The sequence below is a fragment of the Rathayibacter sp. AY2B7 genome, from assembly GCF_002931635.1.
Classification (GTDB): domain Bacteria; phylum Actinomycetota; class Actinomycetes; order Actinomycetales; family Microbacteriaceae; genus Rathayibacter.
In genome coordinates this window covers 1-18,388 of sequence record NZ_PSUC01000074.1, presented here as the reverse complement: position 1 = coordinate 18,388, position 18,388 = coordinate 1, and the positions used below count along the sequence as shown (strand labels likewise).

Below are 18,388 nucleotides of genomic sequence, written 5' to 3'. Positions count from 1 at the left end.
GCCTCTTCCCCAACAATCCCTCGCTCCTGCCCGCCCAGGTCGCCGCCGACAAGGGCATCTGGGGGTACTTCGCCAACTCGCTGATCATCGTCGGCGGCGACCTGGGCGGGCAGGAGCGAGGGATTGTTGGGGAAGAGGCTGACCCTCGTCGAGTCGGTGCTGGCGTCGAAGGCTCCCGAGATGATGGTGATGAAGGGAGCGGCGAAGACGAAGAGCACCACGGCGCAGATCAGGATGCGCACGAGGGTGGCGACACCGAACCCGGGCCGCCAGCCCAGCGCCGTGTCGAACTGCGTGTTCGCGCGGGTGGCCTTGTCCTTCGCCGGCCGCAGAGCGGCGACGGCCGTGTCGGGTGCGGCCGGAGAAGTGGGGATCATGCGGCGGCCTTTCGGGAGGAGAGGATGCGGACCCCGAGGGTGAGCACCAGGGTGGCGACCAGCAGCAGCACGGACGCGGCCGAGGCCACCCCGAGGTTGTTGTTCTGGAAGCCGAGCGAGTAGACCCGGGTCATCCACACCTCGGTCGAGCCGGCGGGACCGCCTCCGGTCAGCACGTACACCTCGGTGAAGGTCCGGAGACTCCGGATCGCCGCGAGGGTCAGCACGACCGAGACCGCTGAGCGCAGTCCCGGCAGGACGATGTAGCGCATGCGCTGCCAGACACTGACGCCGTCGACGGCCGCGGCCTCGTAGAGCGTGCGGTCGATGCCGGCGAGCCCCGCGAGGATGATGACCATGTTGTAGGGCGCGCCCGTCCAGATCCCGACCACCATGACGTAGAAGAGAGCCGAGCTCGGGTCGCTCAGGAACTCCTGGGCGGGCAGTCCGAAGAAGCCGAGGATCGAGTTGATGAACCCGGTCTCGGTGGGGAAGTACAGGATGCGCCAGATCTCGCCGACCACCGCGAGGGCGGTGACCACGGGGAGGAAGACCGCGGTGCGCACCAGGAACAGGCTCCGCGACTGGCCTTCGAGCAGCAGGGCGAGGAGGAAGCCCAGGAGGAGCGCTCCGATGGTCTGCCCGACGCCCAGCACGACCGTGTGCCCCAGCGAATCCAGGAAGCGCTGGTCGGTGAGCACCGCGCTGTAGTTCTCGAAGCCCACGAAGACGTCGCCGAGGAAGGGCTGCACCTTGAAGGCGCTCAAGCGGAAGCCCTCGATCATCGGGATGAACTTGAACACCAGCGCGAAGACCAGGCCGGGCAGCAGGAACATCCACGGGATCAGCGAGCGGAGCGTGAAGCGGGGCCGCCGGGTGCGGCCGGCGTCGGCGCTGCGGACCGCAGGGGGGATCGGCCGTGAAGGGGCGAGGCCGACACCCCCCGGGATGATCGGTCGTTCGGTGGGCTTCGAGGTCACTTCAGCAGATCCTGGTTCTTCAGCTCGCTGGTGATGGTGGTGTCGATCGTCGCCAGGCCGGCCGGGATGTCGCTGTTGCAGTCGGCCATCATGGCGTTCATGCCGTCGGCGAGGGCCTGGCGGATGGGGTTGTAGTTGATCGACCAGGTGAACGTCTTGGCGTCCTCGTCATAGGAGTCCGCGACGACCTGCCACCGCTCGTCTCCGAGCACGTCGGCGACATCGACGTTCTTGTTCACCGAGAGACGGACGACGGGCTGGCTCACCGTCGTCGAATCGGCGGGCTGGACGTCCATGGCGAGTTCCTGGGCCTCGGGAGAGATCAGGTACTCGGCCAGAGCCTTCTGCTGGTCGGTCTTCGTCGAGCTCGCGCCGAAGTAGATGTTCTCGCCCTCGGCGAAGGTCGTCGTGCTGGCGGGTCCTGCGGGCATCGGCACGACCTCGACGTTCTCCTTCCCGACGGCGCGGTCGAAGTTCGGGATGTTGTAGGGCCCGGTCAGGTAGATGCCCGCGGTGCCCTCCGCGAAGAAGGGCGAGTCGCCGGTGGTGAGGTTCAACGACCCCGGGACGACGTTGCCCGGCGTGCAGAACTGCGTGCGGATGAACGTCATCGCCTCGGCCGTCTCGGGGGAATCGATGACCGACTTGTAGGTGCCCTCACCGTCGCTCTCGATGATGTCGCCGCCCGCCTGCCAGATGTACGGCACGCCCCAGCGGGCGATGTAGGCGCTCTTCGCGGTACCGGGGACGACCATTCCGTAGGTGTCCGCCTGACCGTCGCCGTCGGGATCCTGGGTCGCGAAGGCCGTGGCCATCGCCGTGAGGTCGTCCCAGGTCTTCGGCTGCGCAATGCCGAGCTTCTCGCGCCAGTCTTTGCGCACCATCAGCACGTTCGTCTGGCGCGAGTACGGGACGCCGTAGATCGTGCCGTCGAGTCCCTTGTTCTGGTCCCAGGTGGTCTGGCTGATGTCGGCCTCGCCCTGGATGCTCGACTGGTCGACCGGCAGGAGGAAGCCCTGCGAGGCGTAGTTGCCGAGGGATGCCGCGTCATTGATCATGACGTCGGGAAGGTCCTTCTCCGACGCACGCGCGGCGAGCTGGGTGTCGAACTCCTCCACGGCCTGGTAGTTGATCTCGATGCCGGTCTTCTCGGTGAAGTCGGCGAACACCTTCTCGTAGGTCTTGGCCGCATCGGCACTGGAACGGGTCCACACCTCGAGAGGCTCACCGTCGTCGCTGCTGGACGAGCTGGCGCCGCCCGTCGAGCAGGCGCTCACCGAGCCCACCAGCGCGAACGCTGAGACCACGGCGAGAGTCCTGCCTGCCAGAGAGAACTTCTTCATTGATGTTTCTCCATTCACATATGTAAACACGTTCCATCTTTGTGAACGTGTGCGCTAAGCTACATACCAGATCCGGTGCCGTCAACAAGGGAGTGTGTGCAATGGAGCGACGTCTGCTGATGACCGGCGGTTCGGGGATGGTCGCTTCGCTCATCCGGCCGATCCTGGCCGATGCCGGGTGGTCGGTCGCGCTTCTGGACCTCGTCGAGCCGCGGGATGCACTGCGCTCGTCCGAGACCTTCGTCAGTGGCTCGATCACCGACCTGGAGGTGATGACGACAGCCTCCAGGGGCGTCGACGTCGTCGTCCATCTGGGCGGCTTCGCCCAGGAGCGAGCCTGGCCGGACATCCTCTCGACGAACATCGACGGAACTCGGACGGTGCTCGAAGCGGCACGATCGGCCGGCGTCATGAGGCTCTTGCTGGCGAGCTCCATTCATGCGGTCGGTTACGCCACGGCGGCCGAGACGCTGTCCGTCGTCGAGCTCGCCCCTCGCCCCGACTCCTACTACGGCGTCAGCAAAGCGGCGATGGAGGCCCTCGGGCGCTTGTACGCCGACCGCTTCGGCATGACCGTCGTGTCTGCGCGCTTCGGCACGACCGAGGCGCTGCCCTCCAATCCCCGTTCTCTCTCGGTCTGGCTGTCACCCGGCGACCTCTGCCGACTGATCGAGGCCACGGCGACCACGGCGCATCAAGGTGGCCACGTCGTCTGGGGCACGTCGGCCAACACCCGAGGATGGCTGAACCGCGAAGCCGGACTGCGGATCGGATATCGTCCACAGGACGATGCTGAACAGTGGGCGGCCTCCCTGGGGAGCCCCGACCCGCTCCCGTTGACCGACCGGGTCGGCGGTGGGGTCATCGACAGTGCGCTCGGGGAGGCGTGGTGAAGAGAATGGTCGAAGTCGATGCGGGGCCACGCGAACTGAAGGTCGCCCCCGACACTGACGACGTCGGTGCGGGTCCGGTGCGCACGGTGAAATCGGCCGAACGCACCCTGACGATTCTCGAGACCCTCGGAAAGGCCCGCGCGCCCATCTCCGTCACCGACCTGCACCGGCAGACGGGCTACCCCCGGTCGAGCCTGCACCAGCTGCTGCACACCATGGCCGACGCGGGCTGGATCCAGTTCACCGATGACGGCTCGGGTGTCGAGATCGGATACCGGGCACTGGTCGTCGGCACCTCCTACCTCGACCGCGACGGAGCGGTCCAGCGGGCGTCGAGAACCCTCGAGCTCATCCGGGACGCATCGGGGTACACCGCGCACTACGCCCGTCTGCAGGGGCCGAATGTGATCTACCTCGCCACCCGCGAGGCGAGCGAGTCGCACCGGCTGACCTCGCGCGTCGGCCGCCAATTGCCCGCCCATGCGACCGCGCTGGGGAAGGCGCTGCTCGCCGAGCTCAGTCCGGACGAGGTCTCGGGTGTGCTGCCCCCCGGCCGGCTGCCCGCCCTGACGGCCGACACGGTGACCGATGCTGTCCACCTGGCGGAGCAGCTGGAGGAGACCCGGGCGCGCGGCTACTCGATCGAGCGTGAGGAGAACACCCTCGGAGTGTCGTGCATCAGCGCCGTGGTCCCCTACCGCATCCCCGCGACGGACGCGATCAGCTGCTCCATTCCGCTGGCAGAGGCCAGCGCGACTGAACTCGATCGCGTCGCCGCGATCATTCGCTATCACGCGTGGGGCCTCGCCGATGACCTGCGCAGGGCGGGCATTCGCTGACCGCGACCGCGCTTCTGCCGCCCAAACGCGGCCCGCGCTTCACCGCGAAGATCCACGGCGGCGAGGAGGACCGGTCCGACAGGCACCGGACTGCGCCTTGTTAATGACCCGTCAGCGACTGCCGCCGCTCGACGAATTAGAGGTCGCCGAACTCCGTGATGGTCCGTACGGTGCCAAGCGATCGAGTGCCTGGTTCTGCGCTCGCAGGTCTGGCGCGGCGTCGGTCCCAGTGGTGGCGTCGAGCACGGGCGGAGTGCACCCGTCTCCTGAGCTGCCTCAACACCGGTCAGAGGCTCGGCGTCGTCCAGGCTCCGGCGAGACTGCGGTCCAGGACGCGGCGCCAGCCGAGCGGGGCCTTCGCCTCGCGGCTGGTCGTGCCGGCCATCCAGAGGATGGCCATGAGGTCGTCATGGGTGAAGTCCGTCGAGAGGGTGCCGTCGCGGTGCGCCGCGTCGACGAGGTCGCGGCCGAGTTCGATGGAGCCGGTGCAGGCGTTGATGAGCGCGGTCGCATCCGGGAAGCGGCGCAGCATCGCGTCGTTCAGCGCCGGGTCCTCCAGCTGGAGGTCGATCATCCCCGAGACGAACCGCTCGAGGCGCGCACGCGAGGAGGACTCCGCGAGCGCGCGCCGAGTGAGGTCCTTCAGCTTGGCCCCGGCGACCGCGGGGATCACGGCGTCGATGAGGGCCTCGCGGGAGCCGATGCGGTTGTAGAGCGTGCCGATGCTCACGCCGGCATGCCGGGCGATGTCCTCGAGCGGGGCGGCGAGACCCCGGGCGCTGAAGATCTCGAGAGCGGCGGAGTGCAGCTTCTCGATGTTCTCCCGAGCGTCGCGGCGAAGGGCCCTCTGCTCTGCCATGCGAATCTCCCGTGCTTCTTGAGCCCTACCTCAACTTAGGTCTACCGTGATACTGAGCCCGCACTCAACTTAGCGGTCATCGCCCGCGCATCGGCGCGCCAGACGTCAGGATCACTCATGCCCCTCCTCACCATCATCGGCGCCGGCCCCGGCCTGGGCCTCGAGATCGCCCGCGCCTTCGGTCGCACCGGCTTCACCGTCGCCCTCCTCTCCCGCAACCAGGAGAAGCTGGACGGCCTGGCCGCCCTCCTGGCAGAAGAGGGGATCCGTGCGAAGGGGTTCGCCGCCGACATCGCAGCGCCCGAGACGCTGACCGCTGCGCTTCAGGCGGTCAGGGCCGAGCTCGGCCCGATCGACGTGCTCGAGTTCTCCCCCGCCGACGTGTCCCTCGCCCCGGCCGCCGTCCTCGAGGTCACGGCCGAGAACCTGCAGCCGCAGATCGACTTCTACCTCGGCGGCGCACTCCGCGCCATCGGCGAGGTCGTCCCTGACATGATCGCCGCCGGCAGCGGCACGATCCTCGTCACTACTGGCGGCGGCTCCATCACCCCCAACGCGGCCTACGCGAACATCGGCATCGCCGCCGCAGGCCTGCGGAACTGGACGCTCAACCTCCACGACGCGCTCGAGCCCCAGGGCGTCCACGTCGCCCACGTCGCGATCTCCGCCCTCATCAACGGCGGGCACCCCGATGCCGCCGCCGAGGTCATCGCGCAGTCCTACCTCGACCTCTACACGGAGCGCGACCGGGCCGAGCTGCACTACGTCGCTCACAGCGCCTGATCCACGGCTCCCGGGCTCGGGCGGACGAGGACCGGTCGCGTCCTCCTCGACCCGAGCCCGCAGGCCGGCCCGAGCCCGCGGGTCAGCCCGCGACCGGCTCCGTCGGAACCTCGCCCGTCCCGCCGTGACGGGACGCGGATCCCCTGAGCGCCGCCTGCGGGGTCGCCGCCGGGACCTGCCGGTCGATCTGCACGAAGTGCTCGGTCGCGGACGCCGAGCGGTGGCTCCTCGACGCTCTCGCCTCTCGGCGGCTCCGCAGCAGCATCGCGACCAGGGCGAGGAGGACGCCGCACGTCGCCCAGATCGCAAGGCGCGCGACGGGTCCGGCCACCGCGGCGCCGTCGAAGTACTGGATCGAGCGGATGATCTCGAGACCGTCGCCCTGAGGGAAGACGTAGTAGAGGGACTGGTAGAAGTCGTTGAGGAGGTGGATCCCGAGCGGTCCTCCCGTGGACGGATTCCCGAGGACGACGAGCAGGACGGTGACGGCCAGCGCCGCGATGGTCCCGCCGACGGCTGCGACGCCGGTGACCGCGCCACCCACCGCGAGCGCGGTGAGGGTCAGGGTCGCCATGACTCCCCACGGGTCGACGGTGACGCCCTCCAGGCCCTTCGCGATCCAGAGGGTCACGAGGCCCGCGAGGGCCGCGCTGTAGACGACGAGCACGATGCTGCGCTCGACGAAGCGGGTCGCCGTGTCGACGGTTCCCAGGATGCGGCCGAAGAGGGTCGAACCCAATGACGCCCCGAGGGTGACGAAGAGGACGGCGTAGAACTCGAGGGATCCGCCCGGATCCTTCTCGGGGAGTGGGGCGAGGTCGGTCGTCGCGTCTGTGGCGCCGAGGTTCTGCGCGATGGTCGTGCCTGCGGCGGCGATGGCCAGTGCCTGACTCCGCCCGCTGCCACTGGCGATGTAGGTCGTGACCGTGCCGCCCTGGCCCGCGGCGGGCAGGACGACCGCACCGTCCACGTCCCGATCCCGCACCAGCTGCTGCGCGTCCGCATCCGACTCCACGACGGTGAGCTCGAGCGCCTCCTGCTGCTCGAGCGCGACGATCGAGGAGGCGTCCCCGGTCACGGCCAGCTCGACGTTGTTCAGCTGCGGCTGCGAGAAGGCGCCGGAGTAGCCCATCAGCATGGCCATCGCGAGCATCAGCACTCCGACCGCGCCGAGGACGAGACTGCGGTAGCGGTGGACGGAACCCGGCCCCTCCGACGTCAGCGGCCCGCCCGCCACGGTCTCGGCGAGGCGGGCGTGATCGGGCTGGGGAGCGGGCCGGGGACCGGCACCGTCGTGAGTGGTCATCTCAGTTCCTTTACAGATGGTGTGTTGTTGACAACTGTACACAACAGGCCTCGATCTGCGAGAATGAAGGCATGACTCCGACGAAGGACGCGCCGACGACCCCTGAGCCGCGGCGACCCGCTCGAATCGATCCCCGGGTCCTCCGCACCCGCGCCGCTCTGATCGACGCGATGACCCAGCTGATCTGGGAGGCGGAGGAGGGTGAGGTCATCACGATGAGCGCCGTCGCTCTCCGCGCAGGTCTCAGCCGGCAGGTGCTGCATAACCACTACCGGGACGTCGGAGCCCTCATGATGGACGTCATCTACCACCGGCTCCTCGAAGGCGTCCGCCCTGCCGGCTCACCGGTGATGGACAACGGAGAGCAGGAGCTCGTCGCCGTGGTCGCCGAGCGCGGAATCGAACCTTTCCTGGCGAGGATGCACGAGGACCGCCTGTTCTTCCGGAAGCTGCGCTCACTCCCGCGCACCGATCGATTCGCCCTCGTCCTCGCAGCAGCCTTCTCCTCGTGGATGCGCCACGGAGCCTTCACGGAGACCAGCAGCATCCCCTTCTCCTCCACGGATGACGGTGTCGTCTTCACGATGGGCGGCATGATCGCCCTCGCCACGTCGTGGCAGGAATCCGCCTCGCCGCCACCGGCCAGCGAACAGGCCCGTCGGCTGGAATCATTCGCGCGGTCCGTTGCCTTCGTCCGTCCCGGCTGGCCGAGCCGAGAGGAAGATGAAGAAGGAGGTACGGATGATCGGGTTCAGCCGGGGCCCAGAGGACATTGCGGAGCAGGCGCGACACGGATGTGAGCGAGCAGGGTCGTCTCCCTGCGGCAGGGGATGACCGCCGGATCTTCCGACCCCGACGACCCGGCGTCGGAGTTCTTCCGCGACCGCGACCGCCTCGCGATCGAGTACTGAGCCGGAGAGAGATCCGTCGACACCAGCGGGAAGATCCCGTCGGGGCGGACGTCGCTGCGGAGACTGCCGCGCCGCTGCTGATGGCAGCCAGTAGCGAGCTGCTGACGGGAACACTTCGCTGCGCGTCCTACGGGTCGAGGCTGCCGAGTGGGTCTTGGGCGTCAGGCTCGAACATTCCTCTTGGCGGCTCGGTGCAGGGCAGTCGATCTGCGGGCAGGTTGTCGTCCGTGGCGCCGATGAACGGGGCCGATGACCTCGGCGGCCGTCTCCGACGCGGCCGGTCGGCCGAGAGGCACGAACGCCCGGCGAGCCGTGGAACCGTCCTCCGAGACAGTCCCTCGGGAGGCCCCCGGAGACGACGAGGGCCCGGCACCGCCGTGAGACGGTCCGGGCCCTCGGGCTCGCAGGGGCTGCGCGTCAGCGGCGCAGCGTGTGGCTCGGCTTCTCGTCGAAGCGCACCTGGTACGCGCTCGCGAAGCGGCCGAGGTTGCCGAAGCCCCACTCGCGGGCGACCGCGGCGACGGTGGTCGAGCAGGGGTCGCCGGCGACCAGGTCGGAGTGGGCACGGTCCAGCCGCACGTCGCGCAGGTAGACCGACGGCGACACTCCGAGGTGCCGCTTCGTCGCCTGCTGCAGCGTGCGGGTGTGCAGGCCGGCCGCGCGGGCGGCGTCGGCCGGAGTGATCGGCTCGTGGGCGTGGTGCTGGAGGAAGTCGAGCGCCACCCGGGTGCGGGAGGCGGACGGCCGCCGCAGCACGGCGGGCACGTCCCATGCGCGCCACGGGAACAGCAGGAGCAGCACGCGGGCGAGGTCGAGCTCGGCGGTGAAGCGCACGAGCGGAGTGATCGCGGCCGTCGCGAGCGCGGCGCTCGCCTCCGTCACCGCGGCGCGCCAGCGGGCGAGGACACCCGGGTCGGCGTCCGCCCCGTGGTCGAAGGAGACGGGCTGGCGGGGGCCGGCGTGCGTCTCGGTCGCGACGTCCTCGAGGAACCCGGGGGCGAAGTGGATGAGGTTCTGCCGGTGCGGCTCGAACTCGAGCCCGAACTGGCGCTCCGCGGGGAACAGGAACGGGGCCGAGAGCGCGCCGGTCCGGGTGACCGGCGGCAGGTTCAGGCGTCCGCCGCCGGCGCGGAACCAGCCGACGACGTACTCCTTCAGGTGGGGGACCTGGCCGGTGAGGGCGCCGGAGCAGTCGGAGGTGCGCAGGGTCACCCGGTCGCTGCCGCGGACGGCGTAGCGATAGGAGAAGCCGCGCTGCGACGGAGCGACGCGGAACTCGCCTCCGCCGTACGCCTCGGAGTAGACGGCGGACGCGGCGGACGGATCGTCGCCGGAGGCTTCGTAGCGCCGGTCGGCCCGCTCGTCGCCCGCGAACGGGCTGCCGAGGGTGAAGGTCGACTCGCTCATGACGTCCGCCCGGGGCGGCGGCGGAGGGAGCAGTGCATGGGGGACTTCTTCCGGGTTCGGGGTCCGTGCGCTCGGGGGGACGCACGAGGGGTACCCAATCAAGACGTGTCGAGGAGCCGGAATGTCACGAATCCCGTCTCGAGACGTCCCCCCTCGGCGGCACTCGCAATCCGGCCAGCGGATTCGGCGGCCCGATGTCAAGGCTGGTAGTCATGCCGGACGGCGCCCCACACTGAGGGCATCGGCGCGCGGGGACACCGCGCGCGGGACCGCGGAGGAGGCGCTCATCGACGACGACCCCCTCCTGAACGCGTCCGACGCGACCCTCGCCGCGCGCGCCGTCGACGGCGACGTGCAGGCGTTCGAGCAGCTCGCCCGCCGCCACGGCGCGCTCATGCGCGTCTACGCCGCGAAGCTCCTCGGCTCCGAGGCGGAGTCCGAGGACGTGGTGCAGGAGGCGTTCCTCACCGGCTGGCGGCGTCTGGCCGATCTCGACAGCCCGGCGCACATCCGCAACTGGCTGATGCGCATCGTCACCCACAAGGCGATCGACCGGATCCGCGTCCGCCGCCGCCACGACGACATCGACGACTGGGATCCGCCCGCGCCGCCCGAGCACTCCCCCGAGCGCATCGTCGAGGCGCGACTCCAGCTGGACGCGGTCTGGGAAGCGCTGGACCGATTGCCTGCTGATCAGCGACGCTGTTGGCTACTCCGCGAGACCGCCGGCTACAGCTACCAGGAGATCGCCGACGCTCTCGAACTCCCCGTCTCGACGGTCCGCGGCCTCCTCGCCCGGGCCCGTCGATTCCTGCTCCACGAATTGGAGGCATGGCGATGACCGACGACGCCGCCGTGCCCGAGGACGACCTCGACGGCCACACGCTCGAGGAGCTGGGCGAGTACCTCGACCGCGGTCGCCAGCCGCGCGACCCCTCGATCGAGAACTCCGCCGCGTGCCGGCTCGCACTCGCGAACCTCACCCGCCTCACCGAGCTCTCGGCGCGAGCGCTGCGGCAGGAGGCCGACCGCGAGCCCGACCGCGACGAGGTCTGGATCGCCGGCCTGCTCGACGCGATCCGCTCCGAGGTGCGCTCCGGCCGCGACATCCCCGTCCGCCACCCCGACCCGACCCTCCGCCTGGCGCTCACCGAGGCGGCCGTGCGCGGGATGATCCGCCGCGCCGGCGACACGATGGGCGGCGTCATCATGGGCCGCTGCACCCTCGACGGCGACGTCTCGGCTCCCGGCGCCGTGGTGCGGATCGACGTGACCTGCGCCCTCGAGTTCGGCCTGCCGGTCGCCGTGGCCGCCGACCGCCTGCGCGAGCGCATCCGCTACGCCCTGGAGCGCCACACCGAGCTGACCGTCGGCGCGATCGACGTGACGGTCGACGACGTGTACCCCCACCGGGAGGAGCGGGAATGACCGACGACACCGAGCTCTCGCAGCGGCTGACCGCCGAGATCCGCGACATCGAGGGCGTGGCGGGGGTCTACCCCGCGCAGCCGATCGTCGAGGCCGCGGCCGACGCGCTCGCCGTGAAGCTGGCTCTGCGGCAGCCCGACGTGCTGGTCGACATCGACCGGTCGGAGGGGTTCACCACGGTGAGCGCGCACATCGCCGCGTCCGCCGCACTGCCGGCCCCCGAGACGCTCCGTCTGGTGGGCGAGCGGATGCACGCGCTGCTCGCCGCCGACCTGTCGGTCTCCGGTCCGCTGGCCGTGAACGTGAAGGTCCGCCTCATCGAGGACTCGGGGCGCGCCGAGCACTGAGCGGGGGCCGCCGCCGCCTCCCTCCCGCGGGAGGCCGCTCGGGTACGCCTCGTGCGGCGTGCCGCGTACCGGAGCGGCGTCCCGCGTAAGGGATCAGCGGCAGCCCGACCGGGTCAGCAGGAGACGAGACGGTCGAAGCGGGATGCGACGCCCGAGCTGTCGCTGAACTTGCGGTTGATGACGCTCATCTTGTTGCAGCCGCTGTCCGGGCCGTTGTTCCAGATCACCTTCACGTTGCGGGCCTCGCTGCAGTGCCACCACACCGTGACCTGCGCGCGGCCCAGGGAGTCGCGCTGCGAGCGGACCTCGAAGCAGTTGCCCGGGCCGCCGTTCTGGTAGACGAGCTGCCCGGCGGAGGCGGGGGTCGCGACGGCGACGGCCCCTCCGAGGGCGAGGGCGATCGCGGCGAGCGTGGCCGTGAGACGACGGTGCATGGTGTTCTCCTTCGAACGGGCGATCGGAGGCGACGGCGGCCGCCCCTCTGCCAGCACCCTAGACCCGGCCCTGCCGAGCCCGGTCGTGAGCTTTCGTGCCGGGGATCACCCCGCCTGGAGGGTGGAGGGAGAGCGAGTACTCCTCACTAGCGTCGAGGCGCGTGCAGCTGTGCGCCCCTTCGACGCAGAGGACTCGCCATGCCTTCACGACTCCTCGACCGGCCGCGACTCGCCCTCGCCCTCGCGGCCCTGTGCCTCGGAGCGCTCGCGGCGACACCCCCGCAGGCGGTCGCCGCCCTCGCACCGGCGTCCGCGACTCCGACCGCCTCGTCCGCCGGCCAGGCCGTCACGGCGGCGCCCGCCGACGCCCCGGGCTGGACCACGCTCCTGCGCGACGACTTCACCGGGCCGGCGGGTGCGCCGGTCGGGAGCCAGTGGGAGCACGAGGTCGGCACCTGGGGCACCGGGGCGGTCGACCGGACGACCGCGTCGACGGCGAACGTCTTCCTCACGGGCGGCGGCGCTCTGGGCATCCGCGCCCTCCGCGACTCCGCCGGAGCATGGACGTCCGGGCGGATCGTCACCGCCGACAAGTCGTTCTCGGCGCCGGCGGGCGGCCGACTGCTGATGACCGCCTCGATCCAGCTGCCGGACGTCGCGCAGGCCACCGGCTACTGGCCCGCTTTCTGGGCTCTCGGGCGGGATGCGAACGCCGTCATCGACTGGCCCGCGACCGGCGAGTTCGACATGCTCGAGGCCGTCAACGGCACCGCCCAGGTGATCCAGACGCTGCACTGCGGAGTGCCGGACGGCGGCCCCTGCGACGAGCCCGCCGGCCGGACGAGCGGGATGCTGGACTGCGCGACCTGCGTGACGGGGTTCCACCGCTACTCCGCCCTGCTCGACCGGACCGTGCCCGGCGACGAGCGCGTGGAGTTCCTCGTCGACGGCGTCACCCGGCACGTGGTGCGGGAGTCGGAGGTGGGGACGGCCGCGTGGCAGGCCGCGGTCCCGAACGACGTGCTGCTGATCCTGAACCTCGCCATCGGGGGCGGGCTGCCGAACGGGGTGTGCGGGTGCGACAGCGCGGCCGCTCCGAAGAGCTCCGGCGGGACGATGCTCGTCGACCACGTCGCGGTCTACCGGTCCGACGCGGCGCCGGCTCCGGTCGTCGTCGGGACCGCCGCGGTGGGCGCGACGCTGTCCTCCTCCGCCGGTCGGACGGGACCGCTCGTTCACCGCTGGGCGGCGGGAGGCGTCGACATCGCGGGAGTGACGGGTCCGGATCTCGTGGTCCCCTCCTCCGCGGTCGGCAAGCGGGTGACCGTGACGGTGAGCGCCGCCGACGGCTCCGGCCCGACGACCTCGCAGCCGACCGCCCCGGTCGCCGCCGGCACCCTCGGCGCCGCGATGCCGACCGTCACGGGCACGGCCCGGGTCGGGGCGGTGCTCACGGCAGCCCCGGGTCCGTGGACGCCGACTCCCGTCAACCTCACCTACCGGTGGAAGGCGGACGGCGCGGCCGTCGCGGGAGCGACGTCGCCGCGGTTCACGCTCACGAAGGCTCAGGCGGGGAAGCGGATCACGCTGACAGTCACCGGCACGAAGACCGGGTACACCACTGCGAGCCGGACCTCCGCCGCGACGGCGGTCGTGGGACGGTGACGGGCGCGGGCTGTCCCCCGCCCGCCACCGTGTCTCAGACCTCGCGCTTGCGGCGAGGAGCGATGCGCAGGACGGCGGTCCCCGCAGCGATGAGGGCGAAGGCCGCGAGGGCCAGCCAGACCGAGTCGAACCCGGTCATGGCGAGCGTTCCGGCACCGACTCCGGCTCCGGCGGCTGTTCCGATGTGGTTGTACATGTCTCTCTCTCTGTTTCACCAGTCGCGCCGACGGCGTGTCAGCGCATCCAGGTAGGCCTTGGTGTGGACGACCTGCAGGAACAGGTCGACGACGAGCTCGTACATCGACGCGGCGGCGAGCATGTACCGCCAGCCGCGGTCGCGGACCGTCACGATCCGCTCGACGACGAAGATCGCGGTGACGGCCAGCCAGAACGGCTGGAGGCTCAGCTCGCCCCAGCCGACGGCGTAGACGATCGTGGCCAGGTAGACGTACGTGATGATGCAGCCGAGCATCGTGAGCAGCTGGCGCCCCCAGTAGGGAGCCGTGACCCGCGTGAAGCCGTACTGCACGCAGTTCTCGACCGCTCCGCGCTTCCAGCGCAGGCGCTGACGCCAGAGGTCTCCCCAGGTCGGCATGACCTCGGTGACGAGGGTGCAGCCGGCAGGGCTCAGCACGTCGTAGCCGAGGTGGCGGATCGCGAACGTGAGCTCGTTGTCCTCGGTGAGGACGGTGGTGTCGTAGATGCCGCCGATGCCGTCTCCGGAGGGGAGGGAGCCAGCCAGGCGGGCCGCGCTGATGCGGCGCATCACGGCGACCTGGAGCACGGCCGCGGTGCCCGTGACGACGAGGCACTTCCCGTTCAGCCGGCGCACGTCGCGGGCGTAGCGCGCGTACTCGTTGCGCTGGAGGTGGCCGACGAATCCGCCGCCCTCGCCGCCGCGGAACACTCCTCCGACCGCGCCGATGCCGCCGTGCAGCCTGCCGCGGGCGATCTCGAGGAACCCGGGGTCGAGCGCGGAGTCGGCGTCCTGCACGAGCACCAGGTCGTCGTCCTGCAGCCCCGGGAGGACCTCGGCGAGGAACTGGTTGAGGCCGCCCGCCTTCTTGTGGCTGTTCCCGACGGTGACGAACACCTCGGCGCCGTGCGCGAGAGCGATCTCGACCGTGGCGTCGGTGCAGTTGTCGGCGATGACGACGATCCGGTCCGGCGGCCACGTCTGCCGCCGCAGGCCCTCGATCGCCGCGGCGATCCCGGCCTCCTCGTTGTGGGCGGGGAGGGCGGCGACCAGGTCGCCGATGCGCGACGAGGCGCGGCGGCCGCTGCGGGGGCGCGTGCCGCGGATCGGAGTGGATGCCGGAGGGAGCCGGTCGGCGACGACGGTGGGGAGCAGGGTGCGCTCGAGGACCGCGGCGGGTGCCGGCGGACGCTCCAGGAGCGCGGTCGCGGCGGACGGACGCTCCAGGAGCGCGGTCACGGCGGACGGACGCTCGACCACGGCGGTCGGCGCGGCCGGACCCTCGACCATCGCGGCCCGATGCTCCAGGACAGCGGTCGGCACGACCGGTCGCTCGACCACCGCGGACGGGGCGGCCGGACGCTCCAGCACCGCGGTCGGGGCGGCGGGAACCGTCACCGCTCCGGCAGGCAGCGCGGACGCGAGGCGGCGCGGAGCGGAGACCCGTTCGCGCCCGGAGCGGGCGGCACGGCGTCCCGAGAGCGGGCGCGAGGCCGTCTCGTCGTGAGCCTCCCAGGTCGCCCGGCGACGGGGAGCCGTCGGCTCGTCCGCGCCGTGGCCGGGCTGTGTCCTCATGACTGTTCCTCTCCGCGGCCGGGGGCCGATGTGCGCTGATGAGCGCCCGCGCGGAACGGAGGTCGTCGCCGGGGTGGGCGCGACCCGAGTGAGGATCGGCGTCCGACGGGGGGATCGGAGCAGGGCCTGACAGAGGACAGCATCGGGGGGTGCTGCGATCAACCTAGGGGCACGGAGATGATGGAAGCAAGCAGAATTTGTCACCCTAAAGGGGCCATGCAAGGTCCTTGCGGCTCCGTCGTCCTCGTCGTAACAGGTCAGTCGGCTCGCTGAGCCTCCTCCACACCCGGCGCACCCCTGTCCGCTCGGCCCCACGGCGGGCCGTTCGGGGGTCGGCAGCGCTCTTGTGCGCCGAGCCGCCGGGGTCCACCATCGAGCGACGGCCCCCGCCCGGGGCGGCCGCACCCGACGGGTCAGGGGCGCCATGCGGTCGCGAGGTCTGCTCTTCTGCCTGATCCCGCCGATCCTCTGGGGCGGCATGCTGCCGGTCGCGGACAGCATCGCGGCGACGGTCGACTCCTTCTTCATGACCCTCATCCGCTACACGGCCGCTGCGGTCGTTCTCGCCCTGCTGCTCGCCCGGGCGGAGGGGCTCGGCGCCTTCCGCCTCGACGGCCGCGGGTGGCGGCTGGCGCTTCTGGGCGCCTCCGGATTCGCCGGCTTCGGCCTGCTCGCCTTCACCGCACTGCGGTTCACGTCGGCCCCCAACGTCAGCCTGATGATGGGGATGATGCCCGCGATCGGCGCGGTGCTCGCGAGCATCGGCGCGCGTCGCCTGCCGCCGGCCGCCACCGTCGGCTGCATCCTGCTCGCGCTCGCCGGAGTCGCGCTCGTCGTCACCCGCGGCGACGTCGCCCTCCTCCTCGACGGCGAGCTGGGGTTCGGCGAGCTGCTCGCGCTGCTCGGCGCGATCTGCTGGGTCGTCTACACGCGCGGAGCCGCGGCCTTCCCCGGCTGGTCGGCGCTGCGGTACTCGACGCTCACCACCGCGCTCGGCTGCCCCTCGATCGCCGTCGCGGTCGCCGTGGCGACGGTCACCGGCTCCGCGCACCCGCCGACCGGGGCCGAGGTGCTCGCGGCCTGGCCGCAGCTGGCCTACCTGATCCTCCTGGCCGGCGTCGTCGCCGTGCTGCTGTGGAACGCCGGCATCAAGCTGCTCGGCGCCCTCAACGGCACGCTCTTCCAGAACCTCGTCCCGGTCACGACCTTCGCGATCAGCATGGCGGGCGGCTACCGGCCGGGGCCCGTCGCCCTGCTCGGCGCGGCCATCGTCGTGACGGCGCTGCTGCTCAACAACTGGGCGACGCGGCGCGCGGCCGCGGTCGCCGCGCGTCCCGTCCCGGTCGCGGCGCCGGTGCCGTGAGCCCGCGACCGGTCTCGGCGCAGCGCCGGGCGCAGACGACGACCGCAGGCCGTCGCCGGGCGGGCTGACCCTCCGCTACGGGCTGAGCCGACGAGGCGCAACCCCGTGCGAGGGGCGCTCCGGTTCGGGAGGGTGGGAGTCATGCAGCAGCTGACCTACGCCTCCAAGAGCTTCGTGACGACCGACGCCGTGACCGAGGCCCTCCTCGACCTGGTGACCGCGATCGACCGCCAGGAGCACTCCGAAGCGGTCACGGTCCCGGCGTTCACCGAGGACGGCGAGCTCATCGAGGCGAAGATGACGCTCGACGCGAGCAGCGAGCTCGTCGCCGTCCCCGTCGAGGTCTCCATCAAGGACGAGGAGTCGACCACCGGCGCCGTCGAGGCCGCCGTCGAGGACATCCGCTCCCGCATCAAGAGCAACCGCGCCACGATCGCGCGCCCCGTGATCGACGAGGACCCGGAGCCCTACAACTACGAGGAGTTCTGAGCAGCGCCGGCGGGCCTCCGCACCTCCGCACCCCCGCGCCTCCGCGCCTCCGCGCTGAGGTGCCCGGATCTGCTTGCGACACGCCGCGACAGGCGGCAGATCCGGGCACCTCAGTAGGCGTCCCTCTCTCCGCACCTCTTGACCGGCGGGGCCGCAGGGAGTCGGATGAGGGCGTGCGCGCGCTGGTCCCCGTCTCCGATCCGTGGTCCGTCGACGGGAGCGGGCGGACGGACGACGGGCCCGTCGACGACCTCTCGGTCCGCGCCGAGCGGGACGGCGGCTCGTACTCGGTCCGCACGCTGCGGCTGACCGGTGTCCGCCTCGGGCCGCGCGGCTCGGTGCACGGAGTGGTCACCGATCCGGTCGCGACGGCCGCGCTCGCGATCGGCTCGCTCCTCCTCTCGGCGATCCCCGCCGACCTGCCCGAGGACCGGACGCGAGCCGCGATGGTGGCGGCGGAGGCGCGGGCTCAGGAGCTGGCCGCCGACCGGCCCGCGTGGGACGTGAGCACCCTCACCCTCGACGGGATCGACTTCGCGCTCTTCACCCGGACCCTGCCCGAGGGCGCCGTCGCACACGCCGACCTCGGCTGGGCCGTCGTCGCGCTGTGGAGCACAGGCCCGCTCCCCCGGGGTCCCTTCCACCTGCTCGACGTCCCCGACGAGCCCGTCCCGCGCTGAGTCGCCCGGATCGGCTCGCGACATGCCGCATCGGGCAGCCGATCCGGGCGACTCAGCGAACGGGTCAGCGCACTCGGCCCGGGTTCACGCGCCCGCGACCGTGGAGCCGCGCACCAGCAGCTCGGTCGGCAGCAGCGTCACACGCTGCACCTCCTCGCCGGCCAGGAGGCGCACCAGCACGTCCGCCATCGCCTCGCCGAGGCCTGTGGAGGGCTGGCGCACCGTGGTGAGGCGCGGCTCGCTCGCCTCGGCGAAGTAGTCGCCGTCGAAGCCCGCGAGCGCGATGTCGCCCGGCACCGTGAGGCCGCGCTCGCGCAGCGCCGTCAGGGCGCCCGCCGCCATCTGGTCGTTGGAGGCGAAGACCGCGTCGATCGGCCGGCCGGAGTCGAGCAGGCGGCGCATCGCGGTCGCGCCGTCCTCGGGCGAGTAGTCGCCGTACTCGACGAGCGAGTCGTCGAGCCCCGCGGCGGTGACGGCCGAGCGCCAGCCGGACAGGCGGTCGATCGCGGCGGG

20 protein-coding genes and 1 pseudogene are annotated in these 18,388 nt (G+C 71.4%); 11 read left to right on the top strand and 10 right to left on the bottom strand.

Annotated elements, in window-relative coordinates; translation table 11 throughout:
• From C5C27_RS12140 to C5C27_RS12130, 3 genes and pseudogenes are all read right to left on the bottom strand, one after another.
• Nucleotides 1-377, bottom strand: a pseudogene (locus tag C5C27_RS12140) (hypothetical protein); the annotation flags it as partial.
• Entirely contained in the window at nucleotides 374-1,357 is a 984-nt protein-coding gene (locus C5C27_RS12135) for a carbohydrate ABC transporter permease (protein WP_258062749.1), read from the bottom strand. The pseudogene C5C27_RS12140 and the gene C5C27_RS12135, both read right to left, overlap by 4 nt.
• Nucleotides 1,354-2,700 (bottom strand): ABC transporter substrate-binding protein, encoded by a 1,347-nt coding sequence (locus C5C27_RS12130; RefSeq protein ID WP_104314506.1) that lies wholly within the window; start codon nucleotides 2,698-2,700, stop codon nucleotides 1,354-1,356. Before C5C27_RS12130 ends, C5C27_RS12135 begins: the two co-directional genes overlap by 4 nt.
• A gap of 101 nt (nucleotides 2,701-2,801) precedes the next feature.
• On the opposite strand from C5C27_RS12130, the gene C5C27_RS12125 reads away from it, so the two are divergent.
• Nucleotides 2,802-3,593, top strand: a complete 792-nt coding sequence (locus tag C5C27_RS12125) for an NAD(P)-dependent oxidoreductase (protein WP_104314505.1) — start codon at nucleotides 2,802-2,804, stop codon at nucleotides 3,591-3,593.
• 5 nt (nucleotides 3,594-3,598) lie between these two features.
• On the top strand, nucleotides 3,599-4,432 hold the full coding sequence (locus tag C5C27_RS12120) for an IclR family transcriptional regulator (RefSeq protein WP_104238151.1): 834 nt from the start codon (nucleotides 3,599-3,601) through the stop codon (nucleotides 4,430-4,432).
• A 286-nt stretch (nucleotides 4,433-4,718) separates the two neighbouring features.
• On the opposite strand, the gene C5C27_RS12115 is transcribed toward C5C27_RS12120, so the two are convergent.
• Nucleotides 4,719-5,291, bottom strand: coding sequence for a TetR/AcrR family transcriptional regulator (locus C5C27_RS12115; protein WP_104314504.1), 573 nt, complete (start codon nucleotides 5,289-5,291; stop codon nucleotides 4,719-4,721).
• Between the two features lie 117 nt (nucleotides 5,292-5,408).
• Here C5C27_RS12115 and C5C27_RS12110 point away from each other — a divergent pair, with 117 nt between their 5' ends.
• Nucleotides 5,409-6,074, top strand: coding sequence for an SDR family oxidoreductase (locus C5C27_RS12110; RefSeq protein ID WP_104314503.1), 666 nt, complete (start codon nucleotides 5,409-5,411; stop codon nucleotides 6,072-6,074).
• 82 nt (nucleotides 6,075-6,156) lie between these two features.
• On the opposite strand, the gene C5C27_RS12105 is transcribed toward C5C27_RS12110, so the two are convergent.
• On the bottom strand, nucleotides 6,157-7,380 hold the full coding sequence (locus tag C5C27_RS12105; protein WP_104314502.1) for a hypothetical protein: 1,224 nt from the start codon (nucleotides 7,378-7,380) through the stop codon (nucleotides 6,157-6,159).
• A 170-nt stretch (nucleotides 7,381-7,550) separates the two neighbouring features.
• Here C5C27_RS12105 and C5C27_RS12100 point away from each other — a divergent pair, with 170 nt between their 5' ends.
• Nucleotides 7,551-8,180, top strand: a complete 630-nt coding sequence (locus C5C27_RS12100) for a hypothetical protein (RefSeq protein ID WP_146079677.1) — start codon at nucleotides 7,551-7,553, stop codon at nucleotides 8,178-8,180.
• Nucleotides 8,181-8,708: 528 nt separating this feature from the next.
• On the opposite strand, the gene C5C27_RS12095 is transcribed toward C5C27_RS12100, so the two are convergent.
• Complete coding sequence (locus C5C27_RS12095) at nucleotides 8,709-9,698, bottom strand: helix-turn-helix transcriptional regulator (protein WP_104238107.1); 990 nt, start codon at nucleotides 9,696-9,698, stop codon at nucleotides 8,709-8,711.
• Between the two features lie 121 nt (nucleotides 9,699-9,819).
• On the opposite strand from C5C27_RS12095, the gene C5C27_RS12090 reads away from it, so the two are divergent.
• The 3 genes from C5C27_RS12090 to C5C27_RS12080 are packed head-to-tail and all read left to right on the top strand — an operon-like array spanning nucleotide 9,820 to nucleotide 11,473.
• Complete coding sequence (locus C5C27_RS12090; RefSeq protein ID WP_104314500.1) at nucleotides 9,820-10,539, top strand: RNA polymerase sigma factor; 720 nt, start codon at nucleotides 9,820-9,822, stop codon at nucleotides 10,537-10,539.
• Nucleotides 10,536-11,126: an Asp23/Gls24 family envelope stress response protein gene (locus C5C27_RS12085; RefSeq protein ID WP_181133523.1), complete on the top strand. Its 591-nt coding sequence runs from the start codon at nucleotides 10,536-10,538 to the stop codon at nucleotides 11,124-11,126. Before C5C27_RS12090 ends, C5C27_RS12085 begins: the two co-directional genes overlap by 4 nt.
• On the top strand, nucleotides 11,123-11,473 hold the full coding sequence (locus tag C5C27_RS12080) for a hypothetical protein (protein ID WP_104314498.1): 351 nt from the start codon (nucleotides 11,123-11,125) through the stop codon (nucleotides 11,471-11,473). Before C5C27_RS12085 ends, C5C27_RS12080 begins: the two co-directional genes overlap by 4 nt.
• 113 nt (nucleotides 11,474-11,586) lie before the next feature.
• On the opposite strand, the gene C5C27_RS12075 is transcribed toward C5C27_RS12080, so the two are convergent.
• Nucleotides 11,587-11,907 carry a hypothetical protein gene (locus C5C27_RS12075; RefSeq protein ID WP_104314497.1) on the bottom strand — a complete coding sequence of 107 codons (321 nt, stop codon included), beginning with the start codon at nucleotides 11,905-11,907 and terminating at the stop codon, nucleotides 11,587-11,589.
• Between the two features lie 198 nt (nucleotides 11,908-12,105).
• Between C5C27_RS12075 and C5C27_RS12070 the strand changes: the two genes are divergently transcribed.
• Nucleotides 12,106-13,572, top strand: a complete 1,467-nt coding sequence (locus tag C5C27_RS12070) for a family 16 glycosylhydrolase (protein WP_104314496.1) — start codon at nucleotides 12,106-12,108, stop codon at nucleotides 13,570-13,572.
• A 34-nt stretch (nucleotides 13,573-13,606) separates the two neighbouring features.
• Here C5C27_RS12070 and C5C27_RS18075 read toward each other — a convergent pair whose 3' ends face one another.
• Both C5C27_RS18075 and C5C27_RS12065 read right to left on the bottom strand, forming a co-directional pair.
• On the bottom strand, nucleotides 13,607-13,768 hold the full coding sequence (locus tag C5C27_RS18075) for a hypothetical protein (RefSeq protein ID WP_167305255.1): 162 nt from the start codon (nucleotides 13,766-13,768) through the stop codon (nucleotides 13,607-13,609).
• Nucleotides 13,769-13,783: 15 nt separating this feature from the next.
• The gene (locus C5C27_RS12065; RefSeq protein WP_258066700.1) at nucleotides 13,784-15,343 is read right to left on the bottom strand and encodes a glycosyltransferase family 2 protein; all 1,560 of its coding nucleotides are present in this window, start codon (nucleotides 15,341-15,343) and stop codon (nucleotides 13,784-13,786) included.
• Between the two features lie 424 nt (nucleotides 15,344-15,767).
• Between C5C27_RS12065 and C5C27_RS12060 the strand changes: the two genes are divergently transcribed.
• The 3 genes from C5C27_RS12060 (at nucleotide 15,768) to C5C27_RS12050 (ending at nucleotide 17,875) form a co-directional block, all read left to right on the top strand.
• Nucleotides 15,768-16,706, top strand: coding sequence for a DMT family transporter (locus tag C5C27_RS12060; RefSeq protein WP_104314495.1), 939 nt, complete (start codon nucleotides 15,768-15,770; stop codon nucleotides 16,704-16,706).
• 141 nt (nucleotides 16,707-16,847) lie between these two features.
• Complete coding sequence (locus C5C27_RS12055) at nucleotides 16,848-17,195, top strand: hypothetical protein (RefSeq protein ID WP_104223965.1); 348 nt, start codon at nucleotides 16,848-16,850, stop codon at nucleotides 17,193-17,195.
• A 173-nt stretch (nucleotides 17,196-17,368) separates the two neighbouring features.
• A complete protein-coding gene (locus C5C27_RS12050) occupies nucleotides 17,369-17,875 on the top strand; it encodes a hypothetical protein (RefSeq protein ID WP_104314494.1) in 507 nt (168 codons plus the stop codon).
• A gap of 84 nt (nucleotides 17,876-17,959) precedes the next feature.
• Here C5C27_RS12050 and C5C27_RS12045 read toward each other — a convergent pair.
• The coding region (locus tag C5C27_RS12045) for a LacI family DNA-binding transcriptional regulator (RefSeq protein WP_146079676.1) at nucleotides 17,960-18,388 on the bottom strand (429 nt) is incomplete at its 5' end.

Bases quoted from the DNA above. Each gene is read 5' to 3' on its own strand.
- C5C27_RS12070 (WP_104314496.1), top strand. From the start codon at position 12,106: ATGCCTTCACGACTCCTCGACCGGCCGCGACTCGCCCTCGCCCTCGCG.
- C5C27_RS12125 (WP_104314505.1), top strand. From the start codon at position 2,802: ATGGAGCGACGTCTGCTGATGACCGGCGGTTCGGGGATGGTCGCTTCG.
- C5C27_RS12120 (WP_104238151.1), top strand. From the start codon at position 3,599: ATGGTCGAAGTCGATGCGGGGCCACGCGAACTGAAGGTCGCCCCCGAC.
- C5C27_RS12085 (WP_181133523.1), top strand. From the start codon at position 10,536: ATGACCGACGACGCCGCCGTGCCCGAGGACGACCTCGACGGCCACACG.
- C5C27_RS12075 (WP_104314497.1), bottom strand. From the start codon at position 11,907: ATGCACCGTCGTCTCACGGCCACGCTCGCCGCGATCGCCCTCGCCCTC.
- C5C27_RS12080 (WP_104314498.1), top strand. From the start codon at position 11,123: ATGACCGACGACACCGAGCTCTCGCAGCGGCTGACCGCCGAGATCCGC.
- C5C27_RS12105 (WP_104314502.1), bottom strand. From the start codon at position 7,380: ATGACCACTCACGACGGTGCCGGTCCCCGGCCCGCTCCCCAGCCCGAT.
- C5C27_RS12065 (WP_258066700.1), bottom strand. From the start codon at position 15,343: ATGAGGACACAGCCCGGCCACGGCGCGGACGAGCCGACGGCTCCCCGT.
- C5C27_RS12110 (WP_104314503.1), top strand. From the start codon at position 5,409: ATGCCCCTCCTCACCATCATCGGCGCCGGCCCCGGCCTGGGCCTCGAG.
- C5C27_RS18075 (WP_167305255.1), bottom strand. From the start codon at position 13,768: ATGTACAACCACATCGGAACAGCCGCCGGAGCCGGAGTCGGTGCCGGA.
- C5C27_RS12115 (WP_104314504.1), bottom strand. From the start codon at position 5,291: ATGGCAGAGCAGAGGGCCCTTCGCCGCGACGCTCGGGAGAACATCGAG.
- C5C27_RS12060 (WP_104314495.1), top strand. From the start codon at position 15,768: ATGCGGTCGCGAGGTCTGCTCTTCTGCCTGATCCCGCCGATCCTCTGG.
- C5C27_RS12130 (WP_104314506.1), bottom strand. From the start codon at position 2,700: ATGAAGAAGTTCTCTCTGGCAGGCAGGACTCTCGCCGTGGTCTCAGCG.
- C5C27_RS12100 (WP_146079677.1), top strand. From the start codon at position 7,551: ATGACCCAGCTGATCTGGGAGGCGGAGGAGGGTGAGGTCATCACGATG.
- C5C27_RS12095 (WP_104238107.1), bottom strand. From the start codon at position 9,698: ATGAGCGAGTCGACCTTCACCCTCGGCAGCCCGTTCGCGGGCGACGAG.
- C5C27_RS12090 (WP_104314500.1), top strand. From the start codon at position 9,820: ATGTCACGAATCCCGTCTCGAGACGTCCCCCCTCGGCGGCACTCGCAA.
- C5C27_RS12055 (WP_104223965.1), top strand. From the start codon at position 16,848: ATGCAGCAGCTGACCTACGCCTCCAAGAGCTTCGTGACGACCGACGCC.